Origin of the sequence: Nostoc sp. (assembly GCF_036917275.1) — a bacterium.
In the GTDB taxonomy this organism is placed as follows: domain Bacteria; phylum Cyanobacteriota; class Cyanobacteriia; order Cyanobacteriales; family Nostocaceae; genus Nostoc.
On the sequence record NZ_JBALDF010000076.1, the window covers coordinates 23,400 to 39,622 of the forward strand.

12 protein-coding genes and 1 pseudogene are annotated in these 16,223 nt (G+C 41.3%); 8 read left to right on the top strand and 5 right to left on the bottom strand.

Annotation, left to right across the window (positions count from 1 at the left end):
- Window positions 1-155 precede the first annotated feature (155 nt).
- A complete protein-coding gene (locus tag V7K35_RS29345; RefSeq protein ID WP_335083973.1) occupies window positions 156-1,373 on the top strand; it encodes a M20 metallopeptidase family protein in 1,218 nt (405 codons plus the stop codon).
- Between the two features lie 90 nt (window positions 1,374-1,463).
- Here the strand turns inward: V7K35_RS29345 and V7K35_RS29350 are convergent, their stop codons facing one another.
- Window positions 1,464-2,081 (bottom strand): DUF1003 domain-containing protein, encoded by a 618-nt coding sequence (locus V7K35_RS29350; protein ID WP_335083975.1) that lies wholly within the window; start codon window positions 2,079-2,081, stop codon window positions 1,464-1,466.
- 165 nt (window positions 2,082-2,246) lie between these two features.
- On the bottom strand, window positions 2,247-2,483 hold the full coding sequence (locus V7K35_RS29355) for a hypothetical protein (protein ID WP_335083976.1): 237 nt from the start codon (window positions 2,481-2,483) through the stop codon (window positions 2,247-2,249).
- Between the two features lie 443 nt (window positions 2,484-2,926).
- Between V7K35_RS29355 and V7K35_RS29360 the strand changes: the two genes are divergently transcribed.
- Together V7K35_RS29360 and V7K35_RS29365 are read left to right on the top strand one after the other, a co-directional pair.
- Window positions 2,927-4,300 carry an acetyl ornithine aminotransferase family protein gene (locus tag V7K35_RS29360; protein WP_335083978.1) on the top strand — a complete coding sequence of 458 codons (1,374 nt, stop codon included), beginning with the start codon at window positions 2,927-2,929 and terminating at the stop codon, window positions 4,298-4,300.
- Window positions 4,301-4,331: 31 nt separating this feature from the next.
- Window positions 4,332-5,246 carry a DUF1338 domain-containing protein gene (locus V7K35_RS29365; protein WP_335083980.1) on the top strand — a complete coding sequence of 305 codons (915 nt, stop codon included), beginning with the start codon at window positions 4,332-4,334 and terminating at the stop codon, window positions 5,244-5,246.
- A 427-nt stretch (window positions 5,247-5,673) separates the two neighbouring features.
- Here the strand turns inward: V7K35_RS29365 and nifJ are convergent, their stop codons facing one another.
- The 3 genes and pseudogenes from nifJ to V7K35_RS29380 all read right to left on the bottom strand — a co-directional run.
- Window positions 5,674-9,282 carry a pyruvate:ferredoxin (flavodoxin) oxidoreductase gene (gene nifJ, locus V7K35_RS29370; RefSeq protein WP_335083982.1) on the bottom strand — a complete coding sequence of 1,203 codons (3,609 nt, stop codon included), beginning with the start codon at window positions 9,280-9,282 and terminating at the stop codon, window positions 5,674-5,676.
- 605 nt (window positions 9,283-9,887) lie between these two features.
- Window positions 9,888-11,285, bottom strand: coding sequence for an aromatic ring-hydroxylating dioxygenase subunit alpha (locus V7K35_RS29375; protein ID WP_335083984.1), 1,398 nt, complete (start codon window positions 11,283-11,285; stop codon window positions 9,888-9,890).
- A gap of 484 nt (window positions 11,286-11,769) precedes the next feature.
- A pseudogene (locus tag V7K35_RS29380) lies at window positions 11,770-11,913 on the bottom strand (HlyD family secretion protein); the annotation flags it as partial.
- Between the two features lie 509 nt (window positions 11,914-12,422).
- On the opposite strand from V7K35_RS29380, the gene V7K35_RS29385 reads away from it, so the two are divergent.
- The 5 genes from V7K35_RS29385 to V7K35_RS29400 all read left to right on the top strand — a co-directional run bounded on the left by V7K35_RS29385 (window position 12,423) and on the right by V7K35_RS29400 (window position 16,099).
- Complete coding sequence (locus V7K35_RS29385) at window positions 12,423-12,839, top strand: hypothetical protein (protein WP_335083986.1); 417 nt, start codon at window positions 12,423-12,425, stop codon at window positions 12,837-12,839.
- Between the two features lie 72 nt (window positions 12,840-12,911).
- The gene (locus tag V7K35_RS29390; protein ID WP_335083988.1) at window positions 12,912-13,340 is read left to right on the top strand and encodes a bifunctional diaminohydroxyphosphoribosylaminopyrimidine deaminase/5-amino-6-(5-phosphoribosylamino)uracil reductase RibD; all 429 of its coding nucleotides are present in this window, start codon (window positions 12,912-12,914) and stop codon (window positions 13,338-13,340) included.
- 283 nt (window positions 13,341-13,623) lie between these two features.
- The gene (locus V7K35_RS29870; RefSeq protein ID WP_442939778.1) at window positions 13,624-13,812 is read left to right on the top strand and encodes a DUF3172 domain-containing protein; all 189 of its coding nucleotides are present in this window, start codon (window positions 13,624-13,626) and stop codon (window positions 13,810-13,812) included.
- Window positions 13,813-14,463: 651 nt separating this feature from the next.
- Complete coding sequence (locus V7K35_RS29395; protein ID WP_335083990.1) at window positions 14,464-15,483, top strand: RNA polymerase sigma factor, RpoD/SigA family; 1,020 nt, start codon at window positions 14,464-14,466, stop codon at window positions 15,481-15,483.
- Window positions 15,484-15,604: 121 nt separating this feature from the next.
- Window positions 15,605-16,099 (top strand): ureidoglycolate lyase, encoded by a 495-nt coding sequence (locus V7K35_RS29400; RefSeq protein WP_334796752.1) that lies wholly within the window; start codon window positions 15,605-15,607, stop codon window positions 16,097-16,099.
- The last annotated feature ends 124 nt before the right edge of the window (window positions 16,100-16,223 follow it).

A 16,223-nucleotide genomic window follows, 5' to 3' on the forward strand; every position in this document is an offset into this window, starting at 1 on the left:
GTTGACTTTGATGAGATTTACCCATTTTTCATTCATACAGTTTTGGTGTCATCATCGGTAAACCAAATTAAATGAGTAATGAGTTCTGATGATGATTCTTCGCCATTCCCTACGATAAACTAAGTTAGCCGTACTTAAACTAGCTTGTCTTTATAATGGTTTCTACCTTTCCCAATCCCTCTTCTGTTGATCTATCTCGCATCCGACTGGTAATTCGATCATTGCAACCACAATTAGTAGAGTGGCGGCGGCGATTGCATCAACAACCAGAGTTAGGTTTTAAAGAAAAACTGACTGCTGAGTTTGTATCACAAAAGTTACAAGAATGGGGAATTGAGCATCAAACTGGCATTGCTCACACTGGCATTGTTGCCACCATCAAAGGTAACAAATTAGGCACAGAGAAAGTTTTAGCGATTCGGGCAGATATGGATGCTTTGCCAATCCAAGAACTTAACGAAGTGCCGTATAAATCGCAGCATGATGGAGTGATGCACGCTTGTGGACATGATGGACATACAGCGATCGCTTTAGGTACAGCTTATTATCTCCAACAGCATCGCCAAGATTTTTCTGGTACCGTGAAAATTATCTTTCAGCCAGCAGAAGAATCACCAGGAGGCGCAAAGCCGATGATTGAAGCTGGAGTTCTGAAAAATCCTGATGTTGAGGCAATTATTGGTTTGCACTTGTGGAATAATTTGCCCTTGGGAACAGTGGGTGTGCGGGCTGGGGCGTTGATGGCAGCTGTGGAGTGCTTTAACTGCACAATTTTGGGCAAAGGTGGACATGGCGCACTACCCCATCAAACTGTTGACTCTGTTGTAGTTGCTGCTCAAATTGTGAATGCTTTGCAAACCATTGTCGCTCGGAATGTGAATCCCATTGATTCGGCTGTGGTGACAGTAGGCGAACTTCATGCTGGAACCAAGCGGAATGTGATTGCTGATACAGCGAGAATGAGTGCCACTGTCAGGTATTTTAATCCTAGTTTGAAAGGCTTTTTCAACCAGCGTGTCGAGCAGATTATTGCTGGAATTTGTCAAAGTCATGGTGCAAGTTATGACTTAGAATACTGGTCACTTTATCCACCAGTAATTAATGATATTAAGATAGCGGAATTGGTACGAACTGTAGCAGAAGAAGTGGTAGAAACCCCGATGGGTATTGTGCCAGAATGTCAAACTATGGCTGCTGAAGATATGTCATTCTTCTTGCAAGAGGTTCCTGGTTGCTATTTCTTCTTAGGTTCTGCTAACCCTGAGAAATACTTGGCCTATCCTCATCATCATCCCCGGTTTGATTTTGATGAAACGGCGTTGGGAATGGGTGTGGAAATATTTGTCAGATGCGTGGAGAACTTTTTAAATTAATTGAATGGGTGTAATTAGCTGTTTTTAATATAGCAATGGACTGGGGACTAGGGACTGGGGACTAGGTGAAAAGCCTTTAGGCTTACTTTGTTACTCCTGAGTTGATATTTCTTGCTGTGATAAATTTGCTAACTCTGATGCTAAGGTTTCTTCCAATAAGTCTACAATTGCGTGGGCATCAGTAGGGGACTTCATTATTTCAGCCTCCGGGTCAGAGCGATTTTTGACATTGGGAATATCTTGGCGTAATTCCTCAATCAAAGCGATGAGTTTAGCGATTTTCTGCTCAGAGAGCAGGTTGAGTTGAAGGCTAAGTTGCGCCCGTTGCTCTGCTAACTTTTCTTGTCGCTCCTGTTTAATCAATACTCCTGTTGTCACCAACAATGAACCCGCAGTCAGTGAAAATTGTAACCAAGGAAATGGAACTTCCTCAAATCTAGGTACACCTAAACGTCGTGGTAAGGCATTTGGTGCTATCCAGAGAATAATTCCCAGCAGAATGCTATACAGGAATACAGGACGACCAAAAAAGATGGTTATCGTTTCTACAAAGCGCTGGTGTTGTGAGACATTTTTTTCAGAACGTCTGTGCAATGCGATGATAGTCTCGATATTTTGACTAATAGATTCTGGTAATGGGGCAGTGGGCAGAATTTTTTGCGATGCTTGGGATGAATCATTTGGATTTGGTTCATTGTTAGTTTGCATTGGTAGTCTAGCGTTATAAATGATTCCTTCAACTGACTAACTTCAATTTTGACTGCAAAGCGATACTTGAAGGGAGAAAAAATGCATGAAAGTACCTACAGATAGATTTTGGTAGATTGCTATTGAATCAAATAAGGTTTTTGGAGTTTATTTATGGTCTTCTGGCTACTGCTGAACTAACTTTTGGAGTCGCAAAGTAACAAATGCGACTTTAAAACTAACTTTTGGAGTCGCAAAAGCAACAAATGTGACTTTAAAACTAACTTTTGGAGTTGCAAAAGCAACAAATGTGACTTCAAAACTAACTTTTGGAGTCGCAAAAGCAACAAATGCGACTTTAAAACTAACTTTTGGAGTCGCAAAAGCAACAAATGTGACTTTAAAACTAACCTGACTTTTCACGGTATCTGGAAAACCTCTCTCTAAATCTCTCTCCTTTTAGGAGAGAGACTTTGAATTTTCCCCCTTCCCGTGTCGGGAAGGGGGTTAGGGGGTTAGGTTTTTCATGGGCTTTTCCACATAAGAATGTTCCAAAAAATAAATGATCCAAAACCCGTCATTGCAAGCGTTGTGAAGCAATCCCAGCCGTTACGAAGCAATCGCAACGCTTGCAATGACAATTGAGCATTTTTTTACTTGGAGTACTCTAACGTGAAAAGTAAGCAAAACTAACTTTTGCGAAAACGCGCAACCTCTGAGGATTTCTGTATTTTTGCCTGCTCGCTGACGTATACTCAAATTTTTCGTTAAATACGTAATTCTTACATTAATGGAATCAAATGCTACTGCAAGCAATCAACCTTTAGCGTTTAATTATTCAGTAATCTTTAAAAAATCAAAAAATTATGTTAAGTATCCCTATTAACCTAAATTTACCTCGTACACCCCGTTTAATAACTTCCTTACCTGGACTTCGTGCTCAAGCAATTGTACAACGCGATCACGCTGTAACTTCCCCTTCTTATACCCGCGATTATCCCTTAGTTGTATCTCGCGGCCAAGGCTGTATGGTGGAAGATGTAGATGGCAATGTATTTTTGGATATGACCGCAGGTATTGCCGTTACTGCCACCGGACACGCCCACCCGGAAGTCGTCAAAGCAATTCAAGAACAGTCGGAGCGTCTACTGCACATGTCAGGGACGGATTTTTATTATGAGCCGATGGTGGAACTAGCGGAACAACTAGCGATTCGTGCCCCTTTTCCCAATCCCCAAAATAACGCTAAGTTCCCTGCAAAAGTATTTTTCACCAATTCCGGCGCAGAATCCAACGAAGCAGCCATCAAACTAGCTCGATATTACACCAAGCGATCGCTAATCGTAGCCTTCTTAGGTGCATTTCACGGACGCACCTATGGAGCAATGTCTCTCACCGGTTCCAAAGCAGTGCAGCGAGCTAATTTTGGGCCTTTAGTTCCTGGTGTTACTCATATTCCCTACGGCACTCACGCTAGCTTAGATTACCTGGAAAAACAGCTATTCACGACAATTTTACCAGCGCCAGAAGTAGCGGCGATCGTAGTTGAAGCGATTCAAGGGGAAGGTGGGTATATCGTACCAGAGGATGGTTTCTTGCAACGGATTCGGGATATTTGCGATCGCCACGGTATTCTGATGGTAGTGGATGAAGTGCAAGCGGGGATGGGGCGAACTGGTCGCTTATTTGCGATCGAGCATTGGGGTGTGATGCCTGATATTATTACTATTGCCAAAGGCATCGCCAGTGGTCTGCCTTTAGGAGCGATACTTGCCAGACCTGAGTTAATGACTTGGCCTCCCGGTTCTCACGCTACCACATTTGGCGGTAATCCCGTAGCTTGTGCTGCTGGTATTGCCACTCTGCGACTCTTAGAAAGTGGTGAGGCAGCGCTGCGGGAGGGTTTCCCTCCGCAGGCGACTGCGAACCCGAAGGGTTTGATGAGCAACGCTACCCAGATGGGAGAATTATTACAAGCTAGTCTGACCAAGTTGCATCAAAAATTTCCCAGAGTATCGCTGCCACGAGGTAAGGGTTTGATGGTAGCGGTAGACTTATTGGATGAACAGGGTAATCTTGATCATAAATTGCGCGATCACATTATCCAAGAAGCTTTCTTACGGGGTTTATTATTGCTAGGTTGCGGTAAAGCAGCAATTCGTTTCTGTCCACCTTTGGTTATCGACAGCGACCAAATTCACATAGCCCTTCAGATTATTAGCGAGGTGTTAAGTTCTTAAAATATCAGGGAGATGAGGAGTAGGGGAGAAAATGACAAATAAAATTGCCCTTAATTTATGGAAATTACTTTGGCAAGAATACAGCACCAGGGTAAATCATGCCGGTACCTACCAGCAAATGATTACTGCTGTGGGTGGAACTGTCGCCAACGACCACATCGCCTTTCGGTCTTTGCGTTTATTAGTAGATAGTCCACAGGGTCAACTTAACTTGGGAATTAACTACCTTGGACAACTTGCAGAAGCTTTAGGTTACGTGGCGGCTGGAGAGTATAATTTTGCTCAAACTCATCTGTATGCTCGTCATTATCGTCATCCGCAGCAAGAGGAATTTAACTTACCCAAGCTGTTTATCAGCGAGTTGATTGTCGATGAATTACCTGCTAATATTGCCAAACTCATCTCTAAAACAGTATCTTCAATCCCAAACGAACTGACCTCACCCCTTACTCTTTTACAAAAAGACGGAAACATTGAAACCATTGCCAAACAACTCCAGCAAGTCTTCACCCGCCCTTGGCTACCTCCCCAGTGTTCTGTTATCGAAGAGGTGAATCAGGTTACTCAGTATGGGGCTTGGGTATTGCTGCACGGATATGCTGTCAACCATTTTACAGGCTACATCAACGCACAGAACACTCCAGAATATCCAGACATTGATACTACCGCCAGTGCTTTGGCTAACCTGGGTGTACCAATGAAAGCAGAGATAGAGGGAAATGTTGCTTGTGGTTTGCGGCAAACTGCAACTCAAGCAGTAACAGAGATGGTCACAGTGTTAGATGATAACAGTGGCGCAGAAATTCAAATCCCTTGGACTTACGCCTATTATGAAATTGCCCAGCGCTATCTAGTGGAAGTGGAATCTGGAGGGCAGGTACTTTTCGATGCTTTTTTAGGAAGTAATGCCCAGCAATTGTTTGAAATGACTCGTCTATCTAAATAGCCCAGAGTCAGCTTCATATCATGTCCGCTTGATTACTTATAGGACTTACGCACACTCTACGAATTCTTGGCGTTCTTGGCACGGCAGTTGCTTCAAGTCGGCAGAGCCGCCCAACGCACTGCCTCGTCTTGGCGGTTCGACAAATTAAGCTTTTGGGCGATTTTTGCGTAAGTCCTAACTTAATTAAACCCGAAGAACCCCAAAGAGCCAAAGCTACGCTTTGTCTCCCCTTCCCGTGTCGGGAAAGGGAAAATTCAAAGTCTCTCTCCTTTTAGGAGAGAGGTTTTCCAGATACCGTGAAAAGTCAGGGTGCAAGACCTGCGATCGCCTTTATAATTTCAAATGATGGTGCGATCGCTTTTGCTCTAATTTTAGTTTTAGAAACTGCGATCGCTTGTATTATTTGATGGTGGAATGTAATAACCTTTTAATCAGTTCCATGTTTAATCTCACGCTTTGCCAGATATTGGTACATCTGCCAACGTGCATCTACCTCAGCTTGGGCTTGTTCTAACAAGTGCTTGGCTACGTCTGGTTTGCTCTTAGTGAGCATTTTGAAACGATTTTCTTGATACATCGAATCTTCTACAGATTGCTTAGGCGATCGCATATCCAATTGCAAAGGATTTTTACCCTGAAGGAGCAACTCTGGATTATGTCGATACAGCAACCAACGTCCTGATTCTACCAGAGTTTTTTGATGATTCATCCCTGTGGTCATGTCAATGCCGTGGGCTATGCAATGGCTGTAAGCAATAATCAGTGATGGGCCATCATAAGCTTCTGCTTCCAGAAATGCTTTCAGGGTATGTTCATCTCTAGCACCAAGGGCTACACTTGCTACGTAGACATTTCCGTAGGTCATAGCAATCATCCCTAAGTCTTTCTTTGGTGCAGGCTTGCCACTGGCGGCATATTTAGCAACTGCGGCTCGTGGCGTAGCTTTAGAAGATTGACCGCCTGTATTAGAATACACTTCTGTATCCATTACTAAGATGTTCACATTTCGACCACTAGCAATTACATGATCGATGCCGCCAAAGTCAATATCATAAGCCCAACCGTCACCGCCAACAATCCAGACGCTTTTTTTCACCAGGTAGTTTGCAAGGGATTTGAGATTTTGGATTTTAGATTTTAGATTAGGATCGAGAGTTACGATTTCATCTAACTTCTGCTGCAACAGTTCTATCCTTTCGCGCTGTTCCCAAATGTCAGCTTCAGATTTTTGTTCAGCTTTCAGGATTGAGTAGACAAGGTTTTCATCTATTTCACTCCCTAACTGTTGCAACAATTCCGCCGCAAACTCAGCTTGTTTGTCTAAGGAAAGGCGGAAGCCAAAACCGAATTCGGCGTTATCTTCAAATAAATTATTAGACCATGCCGGGCCGCGTCCTTCGGCGTTTGTTGTCCAAGGAGTTGTAGGGAGGTTCCCGCCATAAATTGAGGAACAACCTGTAGCATTGGCAATAACGGCGCGATCGCCAAACAATTGTGTTAATAATTTTAAGTAAGGTGTTTCACCACAACCTGCACAAGCACCAGAGAATTCAAATAAAGGTTCTTGCAGTTGTTGTTGGCGAATCTGGTTTAATTTTAGCGATCGCCTGTCAGGATTGGGTAAACTCAAAAAGAAATCCCAGTTTTCCCGTTCTTGCTCTTGTAAAGGTAACTGCTGCGCCATATTAATCGCTTTCCGCAATGGCTCAGATTTATCTTTAGCAGGGCAAATATTTACACAAATAGTGCATCCCGTGCAATCTTCTGGGGCAACTTGAATGGTAAATTTTTGATTGGCAAAGTCTTTATCTTTTGCACCAGTTGACTTGAAGGTTCCTGGGGCATTTACTAATTCATCCGCTTGATAAGCTTTTGCCCGGATGGCACTATGGGGACAAACCATGACGCACTTACCACATTGTATGCAGACATCCGGCTCCCATACAGGTATCTCTTCGGCAACGTTACGTTTTTCCCACTTGGCAGTACCTACGGGAAAAGTGCCGTCAACGGGTAGTGTGCTAACAGGTAAGTCATCACCTTCCCATACCATGATTTTGCCCAGAACTTCGCGGACAAATTCGGGAGCAGAGTTAAGTGAGGAGTTAGGAGTTAGGAGTGAGGAGTTAGGAGTGAAGATTGTTTGTGGTACATGTACTTTATGCAAGTTGTCTAAGGTATTGTCTACAGCTTGCAAATTCATGCGGACAACTTCTGCGCCTTTTTTACCATAAGTCTTGTGAATCGCTTGTTTGATTTTAGCGATCGCTTCTTCTTGTGGCAAGACACCCGCTAAGGCAAAGAAGCATACCTGCATAATAGTGTTAATTCTCCCACCCATGCCACTTTCGCGGGCAACCTCGCTAGCATTGATGGTATATAACTTCAAATGCTTATCGATAATTTGCTGCTGCACTTTGAACGGCAGATTTTCCCAAACGCTATCTGCATCATAGGGACTGTTAAGCAGCAAAGTCGCCCCAGGAATAGCAGCCTTTAAAACATCTATGCGTTCCAGAAATCCCCAATGATGACAACCAATAAAGTTGGCTTGGTCAATTAAGTAGGTGGAGCGAATTGGTTCTTTACCAAAGCGTAGGTGAGAGACAGTCATCGAGCCAGATTTCTTGGAGTCAAAGACAAAGTAGCCTTGGGCGTAATTGTCGGTTTCTTCACCAATAATCTTGATAGAGTTTTTGTTAGCCCCGACAGTGCCATCAGCACCTAATCCATAGAACATTGCCCTGACAACATTATCTGATTCTGTAGAGAAGTTGTGGTCAAAGCTCAAAGAAGTATGACTAACGTCGTCATTAATCCCAATAGTAAAGTGATTTTTTGGTTTAGCTTGGGCAAGATTATCAAAGATGCCCTTCACCATCGCCGGCGTAAATTCCTTAGAAGAAAGACCGTAACGACCACCCACAATTTTAGGGGATGAGAGAGTATTTTCTCCCCCTGCTCCCCCTGCTTCTTCTCCCCACGCCTCATGGATAGCAGCTACAACATCCAAATACAACGGTTCCCCGGCGCTACCTGCTTCTTTGGTGCGGTCAAGAACTGCGATCGCTTTTACACTAGTTGGCAATACTGCAACAAACCTTTGGACATCAAAGGGGCGGTAAAGTCGCACTTTTACTACACCAAGTTTTTCACCACGGGCGTTAAGATAATCTACTGTTTCATGGACGGTTTCACAGCCTGAACCCATAAGAACGATAACGCGCGAGGCATCTTTAGCGCCGTAATATTCATAGATTTTATAATGCCTTCCCGTGCGTTCTCCAAATTCATCCATGATGCGCTGGACAATTTCTGGACAGGCGTTGTAGTAAGGGTTAGCGCCTTCACGTCCTTGAAAGTAGACATCAGGGTTTTGGGCAGTACCCCGCAATACTGGACGATCTGGGGTGAGCGCACGGCTGCGATGGGCGAGTATGAGGTGATCGTGGATGAGCGATCGCAAATCGTCATCTGAGAGCAGTTTGACCTTCTGCACTTCATGGGAGGTGCGAAAGCCGTCAAAGAAGTGCATAAACGATACTCGCGCTTCTAGGGTAGCAGCATGAGCAATGAGAGCAAAATCTTGACTTTCCTGCACCGAAGCGGAACACAGCAGAGCAAAACCAGTAGCACGAGCTGCCATCACATCGCTATGATCGCCAAAAATTGATAACGCATGGGTAGCCAAAGAACGGGCGGCAACGTGAACCACAGCGCTAGTCAACTCACCAGCAATTTTGTAGAAGTTGGGTATCATCAACAATAATCCCTGAGATGCCGTGAAGGTGGTACTCAGGGAACCTGTTTGTAATGCCCCATGCACAGCACCGGCAGCTCCCCCTTCGCTTTGCATCTGCACTACACTAGGAATAGTACCCCAAAGGTTGGGACGACTTTCTGCTGACCAAGCATCCGCCCATTCACCCATTGCTGAAGAGGGGGTGATGGGATAAATGGCAATCACTTCATTTAATTTGTAAGCAACACGGGCGACAGCCTCATTCCCGTCAATGGTTGCAAAAGTTTTGTTCATAATATGATTTTTGTCCCCGCCTCTAAGCTGCATTATCAGAACACGTGAATATAAGATAGGACTTACGCAAAAATTGCCAAAAAGCTTAATTTATCGAACCGCCAAGACGCCAAGAGCGCCGAGAATTCGTAGAGTGTGCGTAAGTCCTATAAGAATCAGAAATAGCCAGAACTAGAAAGTGAGTCGATTATATACATTAAAGATTTATCTGTAGAATTTAGTCCGTGTTTAAAGGATAATTTATTGATGGCTTTTGGCTCTTAAATTAACTTTCAACAAATACTGCATCTATTAATATCTCATCTGCAATATTGCATCTATTAATATGTATTAATAATGTACTCAATAACCAAAGTCTTTATTTGATAAGACTTTAAAGGCATTTATTCTTTTTTGTGGGGTATAGGGTCGGGAATCTTTGATACAAAATATTCCCGAAATGAGGAAATTTACCAAAATGAGGAAATCTTATTGACTTTTGATTTCTCAATTCGACTACAACATAAATCTCCATTTGCTTGCAATACAAAGCAGCCTCCGAAGTTTGGAGGATCGCCACAAGAGATTTGTAGACAAATAATGCTTATCGAGTTTGAGCTATAAACTCACTTTTTTGCATTGCTGTCATAAAGTTTAACCAAAGGTAAACCTCTATTCGGAATACTACTAAGAAAAAGTTGCTTTATATCGTTCAATCTATATGATAATAAAGAACTCAAGACTGCAATGATAGTTGATATTAATACCAAACTTAGATGAACATTTGTCAATATAAAAACCAATGTTAAGAGTGCAAATATCAAAGTGCAAATATTAGAAAATTTTTGTACCTTTTCTATAATAACCAGAGAATTACGACAACTTGGACAATGCTTTGTATGTCTATGCCATCGGTCATATAGTTGTTCATCATTCAATTGTTTAAAACTGCCTTCTACACACCCTTGCCATGAAGGACTACCTCCAGCAAATTCGTCTAGCCATTTTCTGAAAGTTATAATACCCACGTCAGCCGGAGAAGGCATAAAGTATGCCTTTTGCCATTTTGTATCTAACAATGACTGATTCACTTCCTGAGAATGCATAGCTGATAAATCTTGGTCACTTAGCTTGTATGTAGATAAGTGCTGTAACCCAGTTTGTAAATCCTTTGGAAGAATCTCAAACCAAAAATTTCTTTTAACTAAACTTCCATCAGAAATAAACTTGCCAATATACCTACAGTAACCTGGTTGTGTTGGAACAAAATACAACTGAAAAATATTAGTTTTGCCGTTGGGGTAACGATATATCGTAGTATTAGAAGAGGGTGGAGTAAACTTCCGCATCGCCTCCATATCTTTGTTGAAAAGATTGTAGCCTTGATGTTTGAGAGTAAAACCTTCTTGAGCAGATATTTCTCCAACAGATTCAAAATGTTCCATAGGCACAGCTGTTTTAGGTGAAAAAATACCTATTCCTTCATGAAGAAATTCTGCATGAGAAGGATCAAAAGTACTTTCAACAGACACAATATAACCAACTGGAACTTCTGTCATGTGCCAGGAGGTGGAAGATATATCTAGTTCAGACTCAGGTATGATAGCTGGCTGCTTGGAGTTACAATCCTCGAAGGCTGTTGAACTATCATCTGGCCATACCCAAAGCAATTCTTGAATCACTTGTGTAGGATATGTTGTAACTTTTGACCTTAAACTATTACAAGCAGTTACTTCTGCTTGATTACCAGCCAACATGGGAATATGAGTGCATTTCCCTTCACTGTTAAAACACCAACCGTGATGTCTACACATCAAGTTTCCATCTTCAGTGATGCTTCCCATAGATAGTCGCGCCAACTTATGAGGACAAACATCATCCATTACTATCCACTTTTGATTTTTGTCTCTCCAAATCACCAGCTTTTTCCCCAGAAGAGTGATAGGAGTGGGATTCAAAATATCTAAGTAGCTTAAAGGGATAATAGGATACCACTGTTTAGCCCATGAGAACTGAGTTGTCATAACTAGAGCTAGAAACCTAATTTATAAAACTATATTAGTACAGTAAGCCGTTGAACGATTTTTGCTGAATGAATCAAAGGCGACGCCGAATAGCCCGTCGTAGACATCGCAAGCTTTCGGCTCAACGATACACTAAAATGAATGCGTGAATTCCTCAAATGAGAAAGCAATCAAGCATTTTGAGAAAGTAATTAGGTATTTTGCTTATTAAATTCGACTTTATCTTTACTTTATAAATGATTTTTAAGCAGCCATTATTACAACTATTTTCAGGTAAATAGACCACACTGTAAGGGCACAGCAATGCTCATTGGTGTTAACTTAAGCAAAAACTCCTTTAAAACCTCGTTTCCAGCCTCTGGCTGGAAATGCTCTTTCATTGTGGCTCTGCCACAATGAAAGAGGCGGAGCCTCTCATTAGGCATTCCCAGTCAGAGACTGGGAACGAGACAATCTCTAAAAGCTTTTTCTAGTCAAGCTTTTACTTTAAGTTGGCGATCGCATTTTCAACTTCTGTCTTGGCTGCGGCTACATCTACAGGTCGGACTTTTGCAATACTGGTGAGTGCAGCTTTGGCTTCACTAACTTGTTTGCTACCAGTGGCATTAGTGCGGGTGAGTGCTGTTTTCGGGTTCTAGTCGTCCTAAGGCAGCCATTTTTTGATTTTTGAACGTGGTTTCTATTGGCTCAGATTTCTCAGTTTTACCAACTAACCCAAACTATGTTAATAAATATAAATTAGGCTACAACCCTCTTTCCTCCTGCCTCTTTGAAGTTTGATGGCCGGAAGCTGGCGCTCAAACTTCTCTCTGCCTCCCGCCTTGTGTCAACAACAAATTTTTACGCCTACCTAGCTATTAATACGCCTGACAGAAGATGAGTTAGTACAGTTTTAGCAGGAAGCAGATAACAGGCAAGTGTCAAATTCCGATGTGGTTAGAGCATGGATTGCTCAACTGCCTCCTCCCAGATAAAAGTTTACATCTGACTAGACTTCACTATATTTTTAATGAAGTTCAGCTATACTTCTTACTACCTGTGTTAATCTGAAGGACTCAAACCAGGCTGCTATTTTTTGTTTCTGTATTTAGCCAATTGTAAATATTAAACTGATATTAAATGTTAAGAAATTGAATTATGAAATCCTCTTCCATCATCTTAGTCGTTGTGATTAGCGCACTTACTCTCTCCCAGAGTGCCTATGCTAACCAAGATAATGTTCCCATGACAACGGGCGATGCTCTGAAGGAGCCGTTTCACGATCGCAATCAGGCTGGAGTTTTATTGACTGAACCAGCTACGATTAACACTACATGGAGTAATTTTATCGGACAGACTAATAATCGAAAACAAACTCCTGAATCAATTTCGTTAGTGCGAGAGCGAGGATGCGAAAAAATCAATCCGCTTGAGTTTATCAATAACCCAGAGGCTTTCTTTAAGCAATGTCAGAAACCAACAAATACCCAAAGTTCTCAAAGTAGTGAGCCAGTTGAGTATCTCAAGGTTCCTAAACTGGATTCTGGTATTAGTGTGACAGTCACTAAGTTTTGATATAATAACTTTTTTAAAAAGAGATAACTAATTCTTGGTAGTGTAATTTATCTAAGTAATTTCCGCTAATACATGGATCAAATATTTATGCTGGCTGCTTTAGCTCAAAGCAGAAAAGCTTTGCCGGAATGTTTACCCAACCCACCAGTAGGCTGTGTGATCGTAGATGCACAAGAGATAGTAGCTCAAGGATATACACGGACACCAGGAAAGCACCATGCTGAGGCTGACGCACTTAACCAGATTCGAGACAAAGCTTTGGACTTCTTGAAAATGTATGTAACTCTTGAACCTTGTTCTTTTCATGGACGCACACCTGCATGTGCTTTAGCGATCGCTCAAGATCGGCGGATACATGAAATATATGTATCTATAGTTGATCCAGACCCCCGTAATAATGGTAAAGGATTAGACATTCTCAGAAACGCAGGAAAGACAGTTAATGTTGGGTTATGCGCCAATGATGTGAATGCTTTTCTTAACCAATATCTAATAAAGTGATAGTTGAAGAGTTAGATTAAAATTACAACGTAGTACCATTTTCCCAAAAATCTTTGTAAAAAGTCAATCATTTATATGGATGCATAACTGTGTAATTGTATCAAATTAAGCTGAAAAGTAGTAAAAGAGAAAGCTTTAAGATGTTGTCTCCTTAAGAGTCTCAGATGATTTCCGACTTACTGAATAAATGGGAAATCTTGTCGTTAAAGTATGCTGCATAACAATCAACCACCCACCTCTAAACGTAATCTTTTCGCTTAAATTAGGATATTAGTGGCAATCCGTGGGTGTTGCTGTCTTGCCAAGTATTATCCTTGATGTTAATGTGACCACTGTTACTACTTTTAATCCAAAAAATGTCTCCAGGAGTAATTACATTGATAATACCGCACTCGATGCAGATGTCTGCGTGCATTATCACACAAGTGCAATTGTCACAAATACCCAGGTCTTTGTCATCCTAAATCCCTAACTACAAGTATTTAACCAGACTCTTAAAGAAAGCTATTCTTGAGCAGGGAATGAAGAAAAAGAAAGACTTTCTTTGATGTTTAATGATCGCCCGCTACGTACCCGGCTTCAGATGATTGGATTATCTAGCAAAAAATTAGAGGTTAACAAATGGACATATGATATTTAATTAATTCCCATTGAATGAGAATTATCTGGAAGGATAACCAGACTATTGACATTTAAAAAAATAAATTGCTAATGGCTTAACTATTGAGAATTATTTTAAGAGTTACTATGATTAATTTATTTTTTAGCTCATAAAATCATTATCCAGCAAAGTTTTTATTTTTTTCATGAACTGCATTGGATAATTAAAATAAATATAATTTGAGTTTTAAAATATGCAAGAATCAACAATAAAGGAGTGTAATTACTTCAAATGATATGCTGATGATCCTTTCGGTAATTGATTTGTGACTGGTGATGATGTTATTATTAAGGGGTGGGTTGATTTTGGGTTTATTATCTCCAACAATTGACTTGTAATGTATCATAGACCAGAATTCATCAGTATTGCCAATTGATTGATTAGCAGTGTGAAATGGCTATGGGTCTGAATATCTAGACTTGATACCAATAAATTGATGAGGTTACAGAGGAGCAAATAACCATGAGCAACTTAACATCTCCACATACCGAAGTTCAAAAAACGAAGAAAAAAAGTTTAGCCGCAGATAAAAAACCTCGAGCTACAGATGATATTGTGCGTAGTTATCTGCAAGAGATCGGGCGTGTAGATTTGTTGACTCGTGAACAAGAGGTTATTTTTGCCCAACAAGTGCAGCAAATGATGACTTTACTAGCTGCTAAGGAAGAATTGGGTGTGAAATTAAAGCAAGAACCCACGCTGCAAGAATGGGCAGATCAGGTAGAGTTAAGTGTTGAGGTGTTAGAGCAACACTTAAATTTAGGACACCAAGCCAAGCAGAAAATGATTCAGGCTAATCTCCGGTTAGTGGTAGCAGTGGCGAAGAAATACCAGCACCGTAACCTGGAATTTATGGATTTAATTCAAGAAGGTACTTTGGGTTTGGAGCGAGGGGTTGATAAATTTGATCCGGCTCTTGGTTATAAGTTTTCTACCTATGCTTACTGGTGGATTCGTCAAGGAATCACACGAGCGATCGCTCAACAAGGACGGACAATTCGCTTACCTATCCACGTCTTTGAGAAACTGAACAAAATTAAACGGGTGCAGCGAGAGTTATCTCAACAGCTAGGTCGTGTTCCCACTACTATTGAAATTGCCAATGCGTTATCTTTGACACCTAGCCAAGTTCGAGAGTGTTTATACTTGGCCCGTCAACCCTTCTCCTTAGAGGCGCGAGTTGGTGAACAACAGGATACAGAATTGCAGGACATACTGGAGGATGATGGCCCTTCTCCAGAAGACTATGCCGTTGAAGAATCGCTCCACCAAGACTTACAAGATTTATTGGCAAAGCTGTCTCCCCAGCAGCGAGAAATATTAACCTTGCGCTTTGGACTGAGTGATGGATATGAACTTTCTTTAGCACAAATTGGCGATCGCATGGGTATTAGTCGAGAACGGGTGCGTCAGATTGAGCAAAAAGCTCTCAGTCTCCTCCGCCGCCAAAAGGAACAAGTACGTAGTTATCTAGCTAGCTAAATAATTCATAATTTATAATTACTAATTCATAATTGAATTTTTTAACTATGAATTATGAATTAATAATTATTGGTTATTTTAGAGGAAAATAAATATAAGTAATCTCTCTTAAAGATTTGATATGGGCACATTAAAGACAGTGCAACAATTGCAAGCACAATGGGTAAGTTCTGAAAATTTTTGTCGTTATGGACAGGTAATTTTTGCAAGTATTGATGGCAAAGCTTACGATGGGCAAGATGCCCAGTTAAACCTGCAAAATGGGATTCCACGATTTTATGTTATGCGATTGGAGAAGAGAGGGCGAAAGTTTCATAAAATTACTCGCCATGTCCAATGCACTCAATGTCTGGGTTCTTTGTCAGGGAAGGATTGGTTAATTGCAGTTTGTCCTCCTGATAATGATCTGAATGAACCAGCATTAGAAGAAATTGCTGCATTTCGCATTCCAGGAAATTGTTTTATCAAGCTACATGAGGGTACTTGGCACGCTGGCCCCCATTTTGACCATGAAGCTGTGGATTTTTATAATTTGGAATTAGCTGATACGAACGTGGTGGATCATTTTACTCATGATTTTTTTAAGAGTCATCAATTAGAGTTTGAGATGGTATAGATGAGATTGGGTTTAATTAGAGATTTTCAAGAAATAAATTATCCAAAACAAACCACTTCAGACGGAGAGAATACAGAGAGAAGAAATAAAGAGGATTTTTGTTTTGGGATATTTTTATTTGGAA